At 67.2% G+C, this 15,053-nt stretch carries 14 protein-coding genes, 1 tRNA gene and 3 pseudogenes; 13 read left to right on the top strand and 5 right to left on the bottom strand.

Annotation, left to right across the window (positions count from 1 at the left end):
- A pseudogene (locus ABZ810_RS07220) lies at window positions 1-184 on the bottom strand (hypothetical protein); the annotation flags it as partial.
- Between the two features lie 116 nt (window positions 185-300).
- Between ABZ810_RS07220 and ABZ810_RS07215 the strand changes: the two are divergent.
- From ABZ810_RS07215 to ABZ810_RS07160, 12 genes and pseudogenes are all read left to right on the top strand, one after another.
- Window positions 301-771, top strand: a complete 471-nt coding sequence (locus ABZ810_RS07215; RefSeq protein ID WP_358400289.1) for a hypothetical protein — start codon at window positions 301-303, stop codon at window positions 769-771.
- A 17-nt stretch (window positions 772-788) separates the two neighbouring features.
- The gene (locus ABZ810_RS07210; RefSeq protein ID WP_358400286.1) at window positions 789-1,496 is read left to right on the top strand and encodes a 5-formyltetrahydrofolate cyclo-ligase; all 708 of its coding nucleotides are present in this window, start codon (window positions 789-791) and stop codon (window positions 1,494-1,496) included.
- Window positions 1,497-1,653: 157 nt separating this feature from the next.
- Window positions 1,654-2,115: a MobC family plasmid mobilization relaxosome protein gene (locus ABZ810_RS07205; protein ID WP_358400284.1), complete on the top strand. Its 462-nt coding sequence runs from the start codon at window positions 1,654-1,656 to the stop codon at window positions 2,113-2,115.
- Entirely contained in the window at window positions 2,112-3,662 is a 1,551-nt protein-coding gene (locus ABZ810_RS07200) for a hypothetical protein (protein WP_358400335.1), read from the top strand. The genes ABZ810_RS07205 and ABZ810_RS07200 overlap by 4 nt, the downstream gene beginning before the upstream one ends.
- Window positions 3,663-3,839: 177 nt before the next feature.
- Window positions 3,840-4,382 (top strand): hypothetical protein, encoded by a 543-nt coding sequence (locus ABZ810_RS07195; protein ID WP_358400281.1) that lies wholly within the window; start codon window positions 3,840-3,842, stop codon window positions 4,380-4,382.
- A gap of 11 nt (window positions 4,383-4,393) precedes the next feature.
- On the top strand, window positions 4,394-4,657 hold the full coding sequence (locus tag ABZ810_RS07190; RefSeq protein WP_358400278.1) for a DNA-binding protein: 264 nt from the start codon (window positions 4,394-4,396) through the stop codon (window positions 4,655-4,657).
- Window positions 4,658-5,059: 402 nt separating this feature from the next.
- Window positions 5,060-5,212, top strand: a pseudogene (locus ABZ810_RS07185) (IS5/IS1182 family transposase); the annotation flags it as partial.
- A gap of 302 nt (window positions 5,213-5,514) precedes the next feature.
- Window positions 5,515-5,670, top strand: a complete 156-nt coding sequence (locus tag ABZ810_RS07180) for a hypothetical protein (protein WP_358400276.1) — start codon at window positions 5,515-5,517, stop codon at window positions 5,668-5,670.
- 233 nt (window positions 5,671-5,903) lie between these two features.
- Window positions 5,904-7,019 (top strand): amidohydrolase family protein, encoded by a 1,116-nt coding sequence (locus tag ABZ810_RS07175; RefSeq protein WP_358400274.1) that lies wholly within the window; start codon window positions 5,904-5,906, stop codon window positions 7,017-7,019.
- 150 nt (window positions 7,020-7,169) lie between these two features.
- Window positions 7,170-7,805: pseudogene (locus tag ABZ810_RS07170) on the top strand (transposase).
- 453 nt (window positions 7,806-8,258) lie between these two features.
- Window positions 8,259-8,402 (top strand): hypothetical protein, encoded by a 144-nt coding sequence (locus ABZ810_RS07165; protein WP_358400332.1) that lies wholly within the window; start codon window positions 8,259-8,261, stop codon window positions 8,400-8,402.
- Between the two features lie 158 nt (window positions 8,403-8,560).
- Window positions 8,561-10,636, top strand: coding sequence for an MMPL family transporter (locus tag ABZ810_RS07160; RefSeq protein WP_358400330.1), 2,076 nt, complete (start codon window positions 8,561-8,563; stop codon window positions 10,634-10,636).
- Window positions 10,637-10,993: 357 nt separating this feature from the next.
- Here the strand turns inward: ABZ810_RS07160 and ABZ810_RS07155 are convergent, their stop codons facing one another.
- From ABZ810_RS07155 to ABZ810_RS07140, 4 genes are all read right to left on the bottom strand, one after another.
- Complete coding sequence (locus ABZ810_RS07155) at window positions 10,994-12,445, bottom strand: HAMP domain-containing sensor histidine kinase (protein WP_358400272.1); 1,452 nt, start codon at window positions 12,443-12,445, stop codon at window positions 10,994-10,996.
- Window positions 12,442-13,134, bottom strand: coding sequence for a response regulator transcription factor (locus tag ABZ810_RS07150; RefSeq protein WP_358400270.1), 693 nt, complete (start codon window positions 13,132-13,134; stop codon window positions 12,442-12,444). Before ABZ810_RS07150 ends, ABZ810_RS07155 begins: the two co-directional genes overlap by 4 nt.
- 266 nt (window positions 13,135-13,400) lie before the next feature.
- Window positions 13,401-13,474 (bottom strand) — tRNA-Pro (locus tag ABZ810_RS07145).
- Window positions 13,475-13,573: 99 nt separating this feature from the next.
- Window positions 13,574-14,470, bottom strand: a complete 897-nt coding sequence (locus ABZ810_RS07140; RefSeq protein ID WP_358400268.1) for a metallophosphoesterase — start codon at window positions 14,468-14,470, stop codon at window positions 13,574-13,576.
- A 110-nt stretch (window positions 14,471-14,580) separates the two neighbouring features.
- Between ABZ810_RS07140 and ABZ810_RS07135 the strand changes: the two genes are divergently transcribed.
- Entirely contained in the window at window positions 14,581-15,036 is a 456-nt protein-coding gene (locus tag ABZ810_RS07135; protein WP_358400266.1) for a GatB/YqeY domain-containing protein, read from the top strand.
- Window positions 15,037-15,053 lie beyond the last annotated feature (17 nt).

Genomic DNA, 15,053 nt, shown 5'->3' with positions numbered 1-15,053 from the left:
GCCGGCGCCACAGCTGAATGCTGGAGTCATAAAGCCCTTCGCGGCGCAGCAACGCGCCCTTCTCGCCGTGCTCGGCGGCGTCGTACTCCTCCACCGTCCGCAGCTTGTAGTCCGCGGTGAAGTGCCGCCGCTTGGGCCGGTCGGCCCGCGGCCCGTCACCCGAAGGGAGGTCGTGGCTGGTCATCGTCACTCTGCTCGGTACCCGTTCTCGCCCTACTCATGTCAGTTAGGGAACTTCATCCCCTTCTGTCTCACTTGAGCTTGGCACAGAGGGGGGCGGCGAAGGATGTCAGCCCTGCGTTGGTCGGTATCGCCTTGATGCATGTGGGGGAGGCGCATGCGATGCATGGGGAGGCCCCCAGCTGTGAGAAGGCGCTTGGGGCGGCGCTGGCTCAGTTCGACAGGAGCAGCGACGCCGACCCAGCCGCGGAGTTCTTCACGCCTGACGATCATGGGCGCCTGGCTGGTTCCAGCTATCTGTTTCTCGGACGGCCGGAACGGGCTGTCGGCACCCTTGCGCCGCTGCGGCGCGATGGCAAGAAGGCCAGCGCTATCGTCCTGGGCAATCTCAGCATCGCCCACATCCGGACGCGCCAGCTCGACGCCGCGTTGAGCTGTCTGCACGAAGCCATCAACGTCGTTGAGGCAACACGGGGCGGCGGAGGGATGAACCTGGTGTTCACCGCCGGGCGTGAGTTGGCTCGGTGGCGCGACGAGCCGGCGGTCAGACAGGTCAATGACCGGCTGCTGGCCTTGATGACGGCGGCCTGACCGCGTACGAATCAAGGATGAGCAGCGACCAGGCCAAGCATGAGGTACGGGACCGTGTCTGGGACCTGTTGGAGAGGGAGAAAGCTGTTCGTGAGCCCGGCGTCCATGGACACATCCCTGATTTTGTTGGGTCCGAGCGCGCGGCCGAGCTGTTGGCGTCACTGTCTGGTTGGCGGTCCGCTCACGTAGTCAAGGCCAACCCCGACCGGGCTCAGTTGCCGGTCCGTGCCCGTGCGCTGCGAGAGGGCAAACTCGTGTACATGGCCGTGCCGCGGCTTGCCGACGAACGGCCGTTCTACGAGTTGAATCCCGATCGGCTGCCCGTGGAGGTTGCCATCAGCAAGGCGGCTGAGGCCCAGGCGCCGAAGGTCACACCGAACCAGATGCGTCCGGTCGATCTGGTGCTGTGCGGGTCGGTCGCGGTCAACCGTCGAGGCGCTCGACTCGGCAAGGGCGCCGGATACTCCGACATCGAGTTCGCCCTGGCACAGGAAGCCGGGCTCATCGATGCGAGCACCATCATCGCCACCACCGTCCACCCCCTCCAGGTCCTGGACGAGCCCTTGCCCGAGGAAGAGCACGACTTCCGTGTCGACCTCATCGTCACACCGACTGAGGTCATCCGATGCGCGCCATCACGTCGGCCCTCTGCTTTGAGGTTGGAGCGCTTCGCCGCTGAAAAGATCGCTGCTATTCCCGTTCTGACCAAGCGTGCTCCAAACTAATCGTCAGGCCGTGATACGTCGCGTGATTTAACCTCATCAAAAATACGCGGGCGACATTGTATGGCAGTGATGTCAACCTGCTGATATCCGCCGCTTAGTTTCGAGGGCTGCAAGATAGGCTTGGGTAGCCGCCATTGTGGACTTATGGAAGTCAACAATGCACACTGGTTGGAGGACCGGGCGCGGTCCCAGAGATCCAGTGGGAGGTGCTGTCACGGGCGACGAGGGCGACAGGGCGATCAAGCTGGAGCGCCGCTCCCGCACAGGCCAGGGCCATCGACGAGAACGAACGATGAGGTTCCGTGTCAGCGACGATGAGTACGAAGAGATCCGTGAAGCGGCTACCAGAAAAGGCATGGCGTACAGTGCGTTTATCGTGAACGCTGTCCGGCTTGCCGCTCCTGGTGAGCCTATTGGAGCACTGCCGGAGCTCTGCGAGGAATTGCGGGCAGCTGCGAGGCAAGTGAATCGAATCGGGGTAAATCTCAACCAACTCGCACGGGTGGCGAACTCCGAGGGGAACGTACCCGAAGAGCTGACGGCAGCTCTTCGCTACCTGACGAGGGTTTTGCAGCGGCTGGAGTCTTCGGCGGTCGAAGCGGGGCGTCGTCTACGGTGATCGGAAAGGTGACCCGCGGCCAGGACGTGAGGCCATTGCTCCAATACCTGTACGGCCCTGGCCGCAGGAGTGAGCACGTCGATCCGCACCTGGTCGCGGGTTTCCGCATACCGATGGCCCTGGAGCCTGGATGGACGCCTGATGGCAAGGCGGACGTCCGGCACCTGGCCGATGTCTTGAGCTCGCCGCTGGACACGTTGCGGCATACACGCCTGAACGATCCTGTGTGGCAGTGCTCGATCCGCGCCGCACCTGGTGACCGCACGCTGTCGGACGCCGAGTGGGCAGACATCGCCGAAGCAGTGGTCCACGAGACCGGCTTCGTTCCGCGCGGCGACGAGGCGGCTTGCCGATGGGTGGCCGTTCGTCACGCCGACGACCACATACACATCGTGGTGGTGCTCGCCCGTGAGGACGGACGGAATCCCTCGGTTCGGCGCGACTATCTGAAGGTCCGGATGGCCTGCCGGACCGTCGAGGAGCGCTATGGGTTGACCCGGACCGCGCCGGCGGACCGAACCGCAACACCTCGGCCGACCACAGCTGAGGTCGAGAGCGCTCGGCGCAAGGGCCTGAGCGAACCACCGCGCGACACATTGCGCCGGACTGTGGTGACAGCGGCGACCGGCGCGGTATCCGAGGCGGAGTTCTTCGCTCGGCTGCAGGACGGTGGCACGCTGGTCAAGCAGCGACCCAGCAAGGTCAACCCAGGTGAGGTCACCGGATATGCGGTTGCCCTCGCAGGTCATGCCAACCAAGGCGGCGAACCTGTTTGGTTCTCTGGCGGCAAGCTCGCACCAGAACTGTCTCTGCCGAAGCTGCGTCAACGTTGGGGCGCCGGACCGGGCGGACCGGCGGATGGGCGGTCCGGACCGCCGGTCCGCGGTCCGGACGGCCTTGGCGGATCGCGGACCGGCGCCGGACTGACTCATGCGCAGCGGGCCGCTATCTACCAACTCGCAGGCAAGGCCGCGGTCGCCGCATCTCAACAGATGCGCTGGACCACTGATCCGAACGCGAGGGCGGATGTCGCATCGGCCGCCTCCGATGTCCTGCACGTGGCTGCGGCGATCACACAAAACGGGCAGCTAGCCGAAGCAGCGGACTCGTACGCGCGAGCAGCTCGTGAGCCTCATGGGCAGCGGCCTATTCCGACGCGGCATGGCGGCGCGCTGCGCCCGGCCGGCAGAGCACTGGCGATCGCGTGCGTGGGACGCCGTCGGGACATCACCCTGGAGCTGGCAGCACTGTTGATGGTCCTTGCTGACATCGCAGACAACTTCGCCGAGCACCGCGCAGCGCAACGACGTCTCTTCGAAGCCGCAGCCGCTCGTAAAGCTTCCACATGCATACGAGGCGTCGGCCGTTCTATTGCCGCTCGCGTCGCGACCAGAGCCCCAGCCACTGCGGCGGACAACCCTGCTCGTTTGGTCGCGGCCGACTTCCCCACACCGCTGGGGCCTCGACTCCGCGGTCCGCGCGCGGCGCCTCTGCCGGGGCATCGCCCGCCACAAGTGCCGAATCCTCGGCCGAGACGGAGCAGATGAGTATCCAGTGAGTCTCTTATAGAGGGTGCAGACTCCATGTATCACCTATAGTTGATGGGCGACGGTGCCGTCCCCCTTGCCGAGCGGACGGTGCCGACTTCGAGAGAGAGGAGACCGGCATGACCAACACGAGCCGCATCCCCATGGATGCCCGCCCCTGTCCCAAGGAGTGCGATCATGCGCAACGACCCCCAGGAATCAACCTCCCGAGCCCATGACGATTCGTCCACTGAGCAGCTCGCTCGCGACCTGTACGAGCAGGTCCGGCAGCTCAACCACGCCACAAGCGGTCCTCCCGGTCTGACGCAACCCGGCACCGTCTACACGGTGCTCGGCAACCTCGGCGCCGCCGCGTACGGCCTCGACCAGACCATCGAGCAGCTCAACGACTTCCTCCTCTACGAAGAGGAGCAAGGTCGACTCGGTCACGACCGCGACGAACCGACCGGGCCGACACTCCAGCAATGTGGGCGGGCGCTCTCAGCCGCACGTGAGCACAGCGGCGGCCTACACGCAGCTCTCAGCGAAGCCCAAAGCGCGATCAACGCCATCCACGGCGGACCCGTCTCCCCGCACAACCCTCGTACTCGATCCGCCGTAGAAATCGCCGCCGAGGACTTCCCGATCCCGGTCGAGCAGGCGTCCCCGCTGCTCCCTGACTCTGATCGACCACCACCTCAAGGCGCCCCCACGAGCCGTCCTGTCCGGAAGGACGGCTGAGAGTGGAACCGATGAGCCGCGAAGAGCTACACACTCTGCCGACCACCACGACCATCGAGGTCGCGGCCCGCGCACTGGGGCTTGGTCGCACCCGCGCCTACGAAATCGCCAAACGCGGCAGCTTCCCCTGCAAGGTGATCCGTATCGGAACCAGCTACCGCGTCGTCACCGCCGACCTCCAACGCCTGCTGAGCGAGCAGCAGACGAGCTCGACCGAGACCAGGGACACCGGAGCGGCTTCTGCAAGCCGTTCGGTGTGGCCGCCTCGACGGTGATCGCCAGCTGAAGGGCGGGCTCCACCAGGAGCCCGCCCTTCTCCGTTCGCCAAGATGAAAGTCTGACCGACCCGATTAGTCTTCACTCAGCTTCACTTGGCCGGACAAGATGCGTGTGGAACGCACAGGGTTGGGCGCACGCCAGCACCGCAACGCCTACGCCTGCGTCGAGGTCGCCGCTCGCGCCCCACGTTCCAGCTCCGCCCGCTCAGCCGCGGACACCGAAACGGCGTCTTCGGCCTTCCTGTCCTCGCCATCCGCCCAGCAAAGATTTACACAACGAATTTCAGGTGCGAACACTAGATCCACGCCCGGTTTGCAGGTCCGGCAGCGAACTCGACGGCGCGCTGGAAGGTGCTGTGTCTGGCATTGCGTAACCGCGCTTCCCCGTTGGTGCGAACCGTGGAGCAGACGTTCGCTCTACTGCACTAGTTCCGCCGCCTCGCCGTCCGCTGGGAACGTCGCCTCGACATCCACGACGGCCTGGTCAGCCTTGCCTGCGTCTTGATCTGCTGGCGCCGACTGATCAACTGGACCGCTAGGAGATCGTGTTAGGAGCTTTTAACGGTCGTCTCAGGTTCGCTCGGTATCAAGTAGGCATCCAGATAAGCGAGGTAACCCGTGTAGGAGGCTAGTGATGGCAGTCAACGCGGCGCCGTCAGGGAAAGCGCCGCCCGGGCGGTTGGGGTTCGGGTCGGCCACCATGGCGCTGGCGACGTTTCCCTGTCGCCGACTGCGGGTCGCACGCCGACAACAGTGCGGGGCCCGCCGCGGCCGGCCCGCACAGCGCGCACGCGGGCGGGTCGTCAGCTCCACCACAGCCGCTGCGCGCCGGCGAGCGGTTCCTCGACCTGAGGATGGCCGGAGCCTACACGCCCGCGCCGCCGGAGGGCGGCGGCTCGGCCGAGTACCGGTGCCAGATGATCGATCCGGGCCTGACCAAGACGGCCTTCCTGACCGGGACCCAATTCGCACCGGAGAACGTTGCCATCCCGCACCACGCCGTCGTGTAAGCGGTGCCGCCGGGCGGCGCTGCCGCGGTGCGCGAGCAGGACGCGAAGACCCCTGCTCTCGGCTGGGAGCGTTTCGGCGGGACCGGCGTGGTCGGCGCCTAGGTCGAAGAGGGGGACGCGGCGTGGGTGGACACCTGGGCGCGCCTGGTAACGACGAAGGGTCGATCTGAAGTATCTAGCAGACGGATGCCGCACGGATACCGCACCACACAAACACCTGAAGAGAGACTGACATGAAGTCCATGGGGCGCCGCAGCTTTCTAACCGCCACGGCACTTGGCATTGGTGCCGGCTTGTCCACGCATGCCATTGCCTCCTGCGCGACAGCGAACGAGAACGAGACTTCGGACAAGGCTTCGGACATTTCACTGCGAGACAAGGACCTGCGCTTCATCGGCACGGAAGAGACCTTTTCCACCCGTGAGTTGATGGTGCTGAACGACAGGCTGTTCCTCGAGGATACTGGTCTTGCCGAGCTCGGCCCGCGCCGCATCGGTGCAATGGATGAGGCGGGGATCAACGTTCAAATCCTCTCCGCACATACGCCAGGTGTGCAGAATGTTCCGGGTAAGAAGGGCATCGATTTTGCGCGTCGTCTCAACAAGCTGCTCGTCGATGGACCGATGGCCACCTATCCGGGGCGGTTTCAGGCATTTGCGACCTTGCCGCTGCAGAATCCGGAGGCCTCGGCAGACGAACTGGAACGCACAGTTCGGGAAGACGGCTTCCTGGGATGCTTGACCAATGGAATCATCGGGAAGAAATTCCTCGACCATCCCGACTTTGAGCCCCTGCTGGCGCGCGCCGAAGCCCTTGGTAAGCCGATATACATCCATCCGGGCCTGCCGCCTGACGAGGTTTTCCAAATCTACTACAGCAATATGCGGCCGGAATATCAGAAGGAGTTCCAGGACCAGGTTCTCAGCATCTCTGCATATGGATGGCACCAGGAAGTCGTTACTCAGTGCATTCGAATGATCATCTCTGGGGTATTCGACAGGCATCCCAAGCTCCAGATTATCATCGGCCATATGGGAGAGGGCCTTCCGTTCTTCTACAAGCGCATCTTGGAGAAGATGAGCGAAGTGACCAAGAAAAGCCTGGACAAGCCGTTCGAGCAGTATTTCCATGACAATTTCTGGTTCACAACAAGCGCATTCCCCCAGACTGAACTGCTCGATCTCCTACTGAAGTACATAAGTGTGGATCGAGTGATGTTCGCAACCGACTACCCGTTTGCGAACATGAAAGTTCAAACCGACTGGTTCCGGGGAGTCGATTTGCCGCGCGAAGCCAAGGAGAAAATCGCGTTCCGAAATGCGGAAAAACTGTTCGGAATGAAAGTCTGACACGTCTGACGGGCAGAATGATGCCCGTGAAGTGACGCGCCGGCGTCGGCAGAAGTGGAGAATGCTTTGGCTGTGAAAGCTCCTTACACGATCTTCTGAATCGATGCTGATCAGCGTTGCGAGGTGAAGATCAGTCTCGTTCGGGTCGGCGTGAGCGAGGCGTGGGTCGTCGACGACGAGTCGTGGAAGCTGATTGAGCCGGTGCTGCCACCGTGGCCGGCGAAGGCGCCGGGACCACGGCCAGTCCCCGACCGGTTGTGCCCGCAGGGCATCCTGTTCGTGCTGCACACCGGCATCGGCTGGGAGGATCTGCCGCAGGAGCTGGGCTTCGGTTCCGGAATGACCTGCTGGCGCAGGCTGCAACGCTGGACAGAGGCCGGCGTGACGGCAACGGCACCCCTGTCTACGTGCTGACCAGCGGCGCGAACGTTCCCGACATCAAACGCGCCCTCGATCTGCTCGACTGCTACCCATCGATCGCCGGGGCGTCCCGGCCGGCCACGACGCCGCTTCGCCACCTTGCTGGCCGACAAGGCCTACAGCAGTGCAGCGTTCCGGCAGACCTGCCGCGAGCGCGGTACCAAACCGATCATCCCCAAGCCCAAAACCACCGGCATCAAGGGTCTGGGCAAGCTGCGCTACGTCGTGGAGCAGACGTTCGCTCTACCGCACCAGTTCCGCCGCCTCGCCGTCCGCTGGGAACGTCGCCTCGACATCCACGACGGCCTGGTCGGCCTTGCCTGCGTCTTGGTCTGCTGGCGCCGACTGATCAACTGGACCCGCTAGGAGATCGTGTTAGGAGCTTTAAGGGGTGCCCTTGTAACGTCAAGTTCGCAGGCCCATGTAGGTAGTAGGAAGTGCGACCTGGACTACCGGTCCCGACGCGGCGGCCTTCGGGCGCGGCCGTTCCGCGGTGCCGTAGACGCGCTGACATGGGTTCATGTCAAGCTGCTGATGGTCGGCGAATACCCCGAGTGCCATCTGGCACCGGGGTACACCCCAGCCGGGCCCCCGTCTTTCTTCCACGGGCGATGGGTGGCCCGGCCTCGCGGGCGAGGACTCAAGAGCCCTTGCGTCGCCCCGACGGCATCGCCCCTCGCCGTCGGTGTTGCCGTTCACGGAGCACTCCGACGCTGCGGAGCCCTCGAACTGTGCGATGGCTGCCACGACCGGTGCACCCAGCCCGGACGACTCCCGCTCGCGCCGCTCGGTTAAGTCCTGGTGCTGTGATGCCCAAGCATCTGCGCGGGACACACCAGGTTCGAGAGCGGCGCACTTATCCGGCCCGACGGCTGTGTCGCCTGGGCTTTGCCTGCCGGGCAGGACCTCGACGCCACCACGCTGGTGCGTGCGCTGGGCGCCTGGTTCGGCCAACCGGCCTGAGCACCGTATTAACAGTCGTCTCAGGTTCGCTCGGTAGGAAGCAGGCATCCAGATCAGCGATGTAACCCGTATGTAGGAGGCTAGTGATGGCAGTCAACGCAGCGCCGTCCGGGAAAGTGCCGGCCGGTCGGTTGGCAGGCCGGTGGGTGCCGTGGTTGGTGATTGGCTTGTGGCTGGTGCTGGCGGCGGGCATGGTGCCGCTGAGCGGAAAGTTGAGCTCGGTCACCACCGACAGCGCCGTAGACACCCTGCCGGCCAGTGCCGAGTCCACCAAGGTGGCGGTGCTGGACGACAGTCTCCCCGGCGGTGACGACAACACGTTCGTCTTCGTGTACCACCGCGCCGGCGGCATGACCGACGCCGACCGCGCGACGGTCAAGCGCCACTACAACACCCTTGCCAAGCGGTACCCGCCGAAGGCGGCGGCGGCCGGCGAGGACGACGAGGGCTCACCGACGAGCCCCTCCACCGACGGCAAGGCGATGATGTTCACCCTCGAGGTGAGCACGACCTACGGCGCACCGGAGGATATCGTCGGCCCGTTGCGTGACGCCGCGAAGGACCGCCCCGCCGGCCTGGAACTCGACGTGACCGGCCCGGGCGCGATCGACGGCGACATGGACGCCGTCTTCGACGGCATCGACGTGCAGGTCCTCCTCACCACCATCGTCGTCGTCACGCTCCTGCTCATCCTCACCTACCGCAGCCCGGTGTTGTGGCTCATCCCGCTGGTGGCCGTGGGCGCGGCCGCACTGACCGCGATGGGGACCGTCTACCTGCTCGTCAAGGGCTTCGGCATCGTGGTCAACGATCAGAACTCGGCGCTGCTGACGATCCTGGTATTCGGCGTCGGCACGGACTACGCGCTGTTGCTCATCGCTCGATATCGGGAGGCACTGCACCACCATGAGAACGTCCGGGTCGCGATGGTCCACGCGCTATGCGGCGCGGCGCCGGCCATCGTCGCGTCCGCGGCCACCGTGGTCGCCGGCCTGCTCTGCCTGCTCGTCGCGGACCTGAACAGCACCAGCGGGTTGGGCCCGATCGGCGCGGCCGGCATCCTGTGCGCGCTGGTGGCCATGCTGACGCTGTTCCCGGCGGTGCTCATGGTGCTCGGCAGGCGGATCTTCTGGCCGGCCATCCCGCGGTTCAGCACGGCCGTGGAGGAGAAGCCGGGGCTGTGGGGACGGCTCGGCACCGCCATCAACCGCCGCCGGTGGGTGGCGGCGCTCAGCTCGCTCGGAGTCCTCGGCGTGCTCGCCATCGGGCTGGCGGGCAACACCGGCGCCCTGCGTGAGCAGGACCAGTTCCTGTCCGCGCCGGAGTCGGTCACCGGCTTCACCGTTCTCCGCCAGCACTTCCCGGAGCTCGGCGGCCAGCCGATGACGATCTTCACGCGGCCGGCGCACCAGGAGCGGGTGCTCGACATCGTCAAGGGCACTCGCGGTGTGGCCCAGGCCATCCCGGAGCAGACCAGCGGTGGCTGGGCCAACATCTCCGTGTTCCCGACGGACGCGCCGGACACCGTCGCGGAGTACGACACGATCAAGCGGGTGCGCACCGCCGTGCACGCGGTGAGCGGGGCGGAGGCGATCGTCGGCGGGCCGAGCGCGGAGAACCTCGACACCGAGGTCACCACCAGCCGCGACGAGAAGCTGGTGATCCCGCTGGTGCTCATCGTCGTCCTGATCGTCCTCGGGCTACTGCTCCGAGCGATCGTGGCCCCGCTGATCCTGATGGCCACCGTGATCGTCTCATTCGCGGCGGCTTACGGCGGCAGCGTGTTCGTCTTCGACACGATCCTCGGGTTCAAGGGCGTCGACTATTCGGTGCCGCTGCTGGCATTCCTGTTCCTGGTGGCGCTCGGCGTCGACTACAACATCTTCCTGGCCAGCCGGGCCCGGGAGGAGACCGTGCCTCTGGGCACCAGAGAGGGCATGCTCAAAGCCCTCTCCGCCACCGGTGGCGTCATCACCTCGGCAGGCCTGGTCCTGGCGGCCACGTTCGCGGTCCTCGCCACGCTTCCGCTGGTGATGCTGATCGAGGTCGGGTTCCTGGTCGCCTTCGGCGTGCTGCTCGACGCCCTGCTGGTGCGGTCGGTCCTGGTGCCCGCCCTCACCCTGCTGATCGGCCGGCGGATCTGGTGGCCGAGCCGGCTGTCCCGTCCAGCGGCGGAGCTGTCGGACGGTCAACAGTCGCTCGCCGACGACGAGGAGCCCGCGCTGCAACGGTGACCGCGGCGGCACGGACGAGATCCGGGACGGGGACCCAAGCCCGTCCCGGATCTTTTCATGGGCCCGACGGCCGCCGCCCTCTGGTCCTGCGCCACGCGCCGGGGCCAGGGTCGGCGCATCGCGGTGTCCTGCCCGGTGGTGGGCCGCTTGTCCTGCGCCGTGCGGCCGGGGCTGGGCGCACCGTGTCCTGCCCGGTGGTGGGCCGCGCGGGCCATTGCCCGATGGCCGCCGCCCTTTGGTCCTGTGCCGTGCGGCCGGGGCTGGGGTCGGCGCACCGTGTCCTGCCCCGACGGTGGGCCGCGCGGGGCCATGCCCGAGGGCTGCCGTCCCTTGTCCTGCGCCGCGCCGCCGGGCGGGTCAGCGCTCCGCGGTGTCCTCCCCGGCGGTGAGCCGCGCGATCGGGGCGGGCGGGGCCGCGACCGGAAGGTCGACCCGAAGCAGCGCGCCACCGCGTGCGGAGCGGGCGACGGTGGCCCGGCCGCCGTGGGCGTCGACGACCCGCTGCACGATCGACAGCCCCAGACCGGATCCCGGCAACGCCCGGGCGCTGTCGGCACGGTAGAACCGGTCGAACACCCGCGGTACGTCGGCGGCGTCGATGCCCGGCCCGGCGTCGTCGACCTCGAGCACTGCCGACGCGCCCTCGGCACGGAGCCGGACCTGGACCGGCTGGTCCGCGGGGGACCACTTGCCGGCGTTGTCGATGAGGTTGAGCACCGCCCGCTGGAGCGCAGCGGGACGCCCGCTCACCCACACGGAGGTCACGTCGAGCGCGACCCCGATGTCGGGCACGCGGGAACGCGCCCGGGTCGCGGCGGCCACCACCACGTCTGCGAGGTCGAGCAGCTCGGTGCTCTCGTCGCTGACGTCACCGCGCGCCAGGTCGGTCAGCTCGGCGGCAAGGGCGCTCAACTCGGCCACCTGGGCGCCGAGATCGTTGAGCAGCCGGGTCCGGCTCTCCGCTGGCAGTGCGCTGTCCAGGTTGCCGCGCCGATCGAGCCGGATCAGCAGCTCGACGTTGAGGCGCAGGCTGGTGAGCGGGGTCTTGAGCTCGTGGGCGGCGTCTTCGGCGAGCAGCCGCTGGGCCCGCCGGGAGTCCCGGAGCGCGGCGAGCATTTCATTGATCGACTGGATCAGCCGCCGGATCTCCCCACCGCCCTCATCCGGGATGTCGGCGTCGAGATCCCGGGTGTGCGCGACACGTACCGCGGCGGCGGTCAGCCGGTCGATCGGTGCCAGCCCGGTCCGCGCCACGGTCAGCCCGACAAGGGCGCCGCCGACCACGCAGAGCAGCCCGATCAGCAGCATGCCCAACCCGAACTCGGTGATCGGGCTGTCGTCGTCGGCGGCGACGCGGGCCACCTGGACCGCGCCGTCGCCCGCCCGCAGCGTGTAAATGAAGGAGCCGTCGCTGTCGTTCGACTCCATCAGGTCGGCCGACGCGCCCTGCGCCACGCGCCCGGCGTGCTCGCTGACCGGGGGCAGCGCGGGTTGGCCGGCCGGCGTCCGGGTCGAGCCGTCGGGCAGGATGACCCGCACCAGCTGACCGGATCCGGGATACGGCGGTAGCTGGACCCGCGCCAGACCGGCGCGCTCCGCGTTCGTCGCCAGGACGCGGGAGTCGGCGCGTAGCTGATTCTTGGCGGTGTCCTGCAGCTCCCAGTTCAGTAGCTCGATGCCCACCTGGAAGGCCACGAACACGCTGACCGTGATGGCCGTCGCCGCGATCACCGTCAGCCTGGTCCGCAGGGACCGCCGGCGCCACCATCGGGTCAGCCGGCGCGGTTCCCGGCCGGTGGGCCTGCTCACGGAGGAGTCTCCCGCAACGTGTATCCCAGGCCGCGCAGCGTGTAGATCAATCGCGGCTCACCCTCGGCCTCCATCTTGCGGCGCAGGTAGCTCACGTATACCTGGAGGTTGTTGGCAGTGGCGCTCATGTCGAAGCCCCAGATCGCCTCGAACAGCGCGTCGCGGGTCAAGACCCGGGTCGCGTTGCTCATGAGGACCTGCAGGAGGGAGAACTCCGTCCGGGTCAGGCGCAGCGGTCGCTCGCCCCGCCACGCCTCGAACCTGTCGGGATCGAGTCGGACGTCGGCGAACGACAGGATCTGCGACTCCTCGTCGGGCGGCGTGCGCCGGCGCAGCAGGGCCCGCACCCGGGCCAGCAACTCCTCGGTGGCGAACGGCTTGGGCAGGTAGTCGTCGGCGCCCGCGTCCAGCCCCGCGACCCGGTCGGAGACCTGGTCACGGGCGGTCAGCATCAGCACCGGCAGATCCTGACCCGCGGCCCGCAACCGCCGGCAGGTCTCCAACCCGCCGAGGCGGGGCATCATCACGTCGAGGATCAGCAGATCCAGCGTGTCACCGCCGACCCCACCGACCCCGTCGAGCACGGCGAGACCGTTGGCGACGGTGCTGGTGTCGTAACCCTCGACCTGGAGCACCCGCTCCAGCGACTCACGGATAGCCCTCTCATCATCCGCGATCATGATCCGCACGCCAGCCCGCCCCCCTCCAGTCGACACTTTTGCCGCTCATTGTCCCCGACCAACCTGAGGCCAGGATTAGAGGCAGTGCCGGTATGGGCCAGTGGTCACGTTTGAACGACCGCTCCGAGGAGCCCGAGGGGAAGTAAGGGTTCTGTGCCTTCGGAGGCACGGACGGTGTCGGGGGGTGACGTTCAATCCCACGGACGAATCACGGACAAACGATCAAAGGCCGGTTCCTGATCTTCAGGAACCGGCCTCTGAGCTGGCGTTTTCTGTCGGGGTGGCGGGATTTGAACCCACGACCTCTTCGTCCCGAACGAAGCGCGCTGCCAAGCTGCGCTACACCCCGGTTGGTGGCTGCCCGGGAGTCGTACGTGCCTCCCGGCGCCTCGACTACTTTAGCGGATGCTTGGGAGTGGTGCGTCCCCATTATCTGCGGGGTGGGCGATCACCGGGGGACGAGGGTGAGCAGGGAGGCTTCGGGCGGGCAGCAGAAGCGCATGGGGGCCATGGGGGAGGTGCCCAGGCCGGCGGAGACGTGGAGCCAGGCGCCGCGGTGGCGGTGGAGGCCCTTCACGCGGGGGCGGTCGATGCCGCAGTTGGTGGCGAGGGCGCCGTAGAAGGGGACGCAGACCTGGCCGCCGTGGGTGTGGCCGGCGAGGAGCAGGTCGTAGCCGTCGGCGGCGAAGCGGTCCATGTTGCGGGGCTCGGGCGAGTGCATGACGCCCAGGTGCAGGTCGGCGCGCGGGTCGACCGGGCCGGCGATCTTGTCGTAGCGGTCGCGGTTGATGTGGGAGTCGTCGATGCCGCCGAACTCCACGTCGAGGTCGGCGACCTTGAGGCGGCCGATGCGGTTGTTGAGGTCGAGCCAGCCCGCGGCCTGGAGGGAGGAGCCCAGCTCGCGGTAGGGGAGGTCGGGCTCGCGGCGCCGCTTCTTGTAGTCGGACTGGGACGTCCGCCACACGTAGCGGGTGGGGTTCTTGAAGACCGGCGAGTAGAGGTCGTTGGAGCCGAAGACGAAGGCGCCCGGACGGTCGAGGAGGGGCCCGAGGGCGTCCAGGAACGGGCCGATGGCGTCCGGGTGGGAGATCGAGTCACCGGTGTTGATCACCAGGTCGGGCTCGAGGGCGTCGAGCGAGCGGACCCAGTGGATCAGGCGTTTGCGGCCCGGCGTGAGGTGGGCGTCCGAGACGTGCAGGATCTTGATGGAGGGGCGGCCGGGAGGCAGGACGGGCACCTCGTAGCGGCGCAGGCGGAACCAGTTCCGCTCGATGACCGAGGCGTAGCCGAACGTGGCGGCGCCGAGGCCGACCAGTCCCAGGGGCGCGGCGTAGAGCTTTCGCACGGTTCTCCCTCCAACACGACGTGTCCATCGTCCCAGAGATGGGCGCATACGCGGAACTCCGGACGGTAATCCTGGTGAGGCGAAGGTGGCCGGACGGGCATGATGTGACCATGAGTGCCCTGAAGGAGAAGCTGGAGACCGACCTCTCGGTCGCCATGAAGGCCCGCGACGAGGTCCGTACGCGGACGCTGCGCATGGCGCTGACGGCGGTCAAGAACGAGGAGGTCGCCGGCAAGCGGTCCCGCGAGCTGAGCGACGACGACGTCGTCAAGGTGCTCACGCGGGAGGCGAAGAAGCGCCGCGAGGCCGCCACCGCGTTCGCCGACGCCGGCCGCGACGCGCAGGCCCAGGCGGAGCGGGACGAGAACGCGGTGCTGGAGGAGTACCTGCCCGCGCAGCTGTCCGACGAGGAGCTGACCGCGCTGGTGTCGGCCGCGATCGCCGAGACGGGCGCCGAGGGGCCGCGCGCGATGGGCCAGGTCATGAAGGTCGTCAACCCGAAGGTCGCCGGCCGGGCCGAGGGCGGCCGGGTGGCCGCCGAGGTCAAGCGCCAGCTGCTTCCCTGACCGTACGAAAAGGCTCC

It is taken from the genome of Spirillospora sp. NPDC047279, from assembly GCF_040643285.1.
Classification (GTDB): Bacteria; Actinomycetota; Actinomycetes; order Streptosporangiales; family Streptosporangiaceae; genus Spirillospora.
This window is presented reverse-complemented; position numbering and strand designations above follow the sequence as displayed.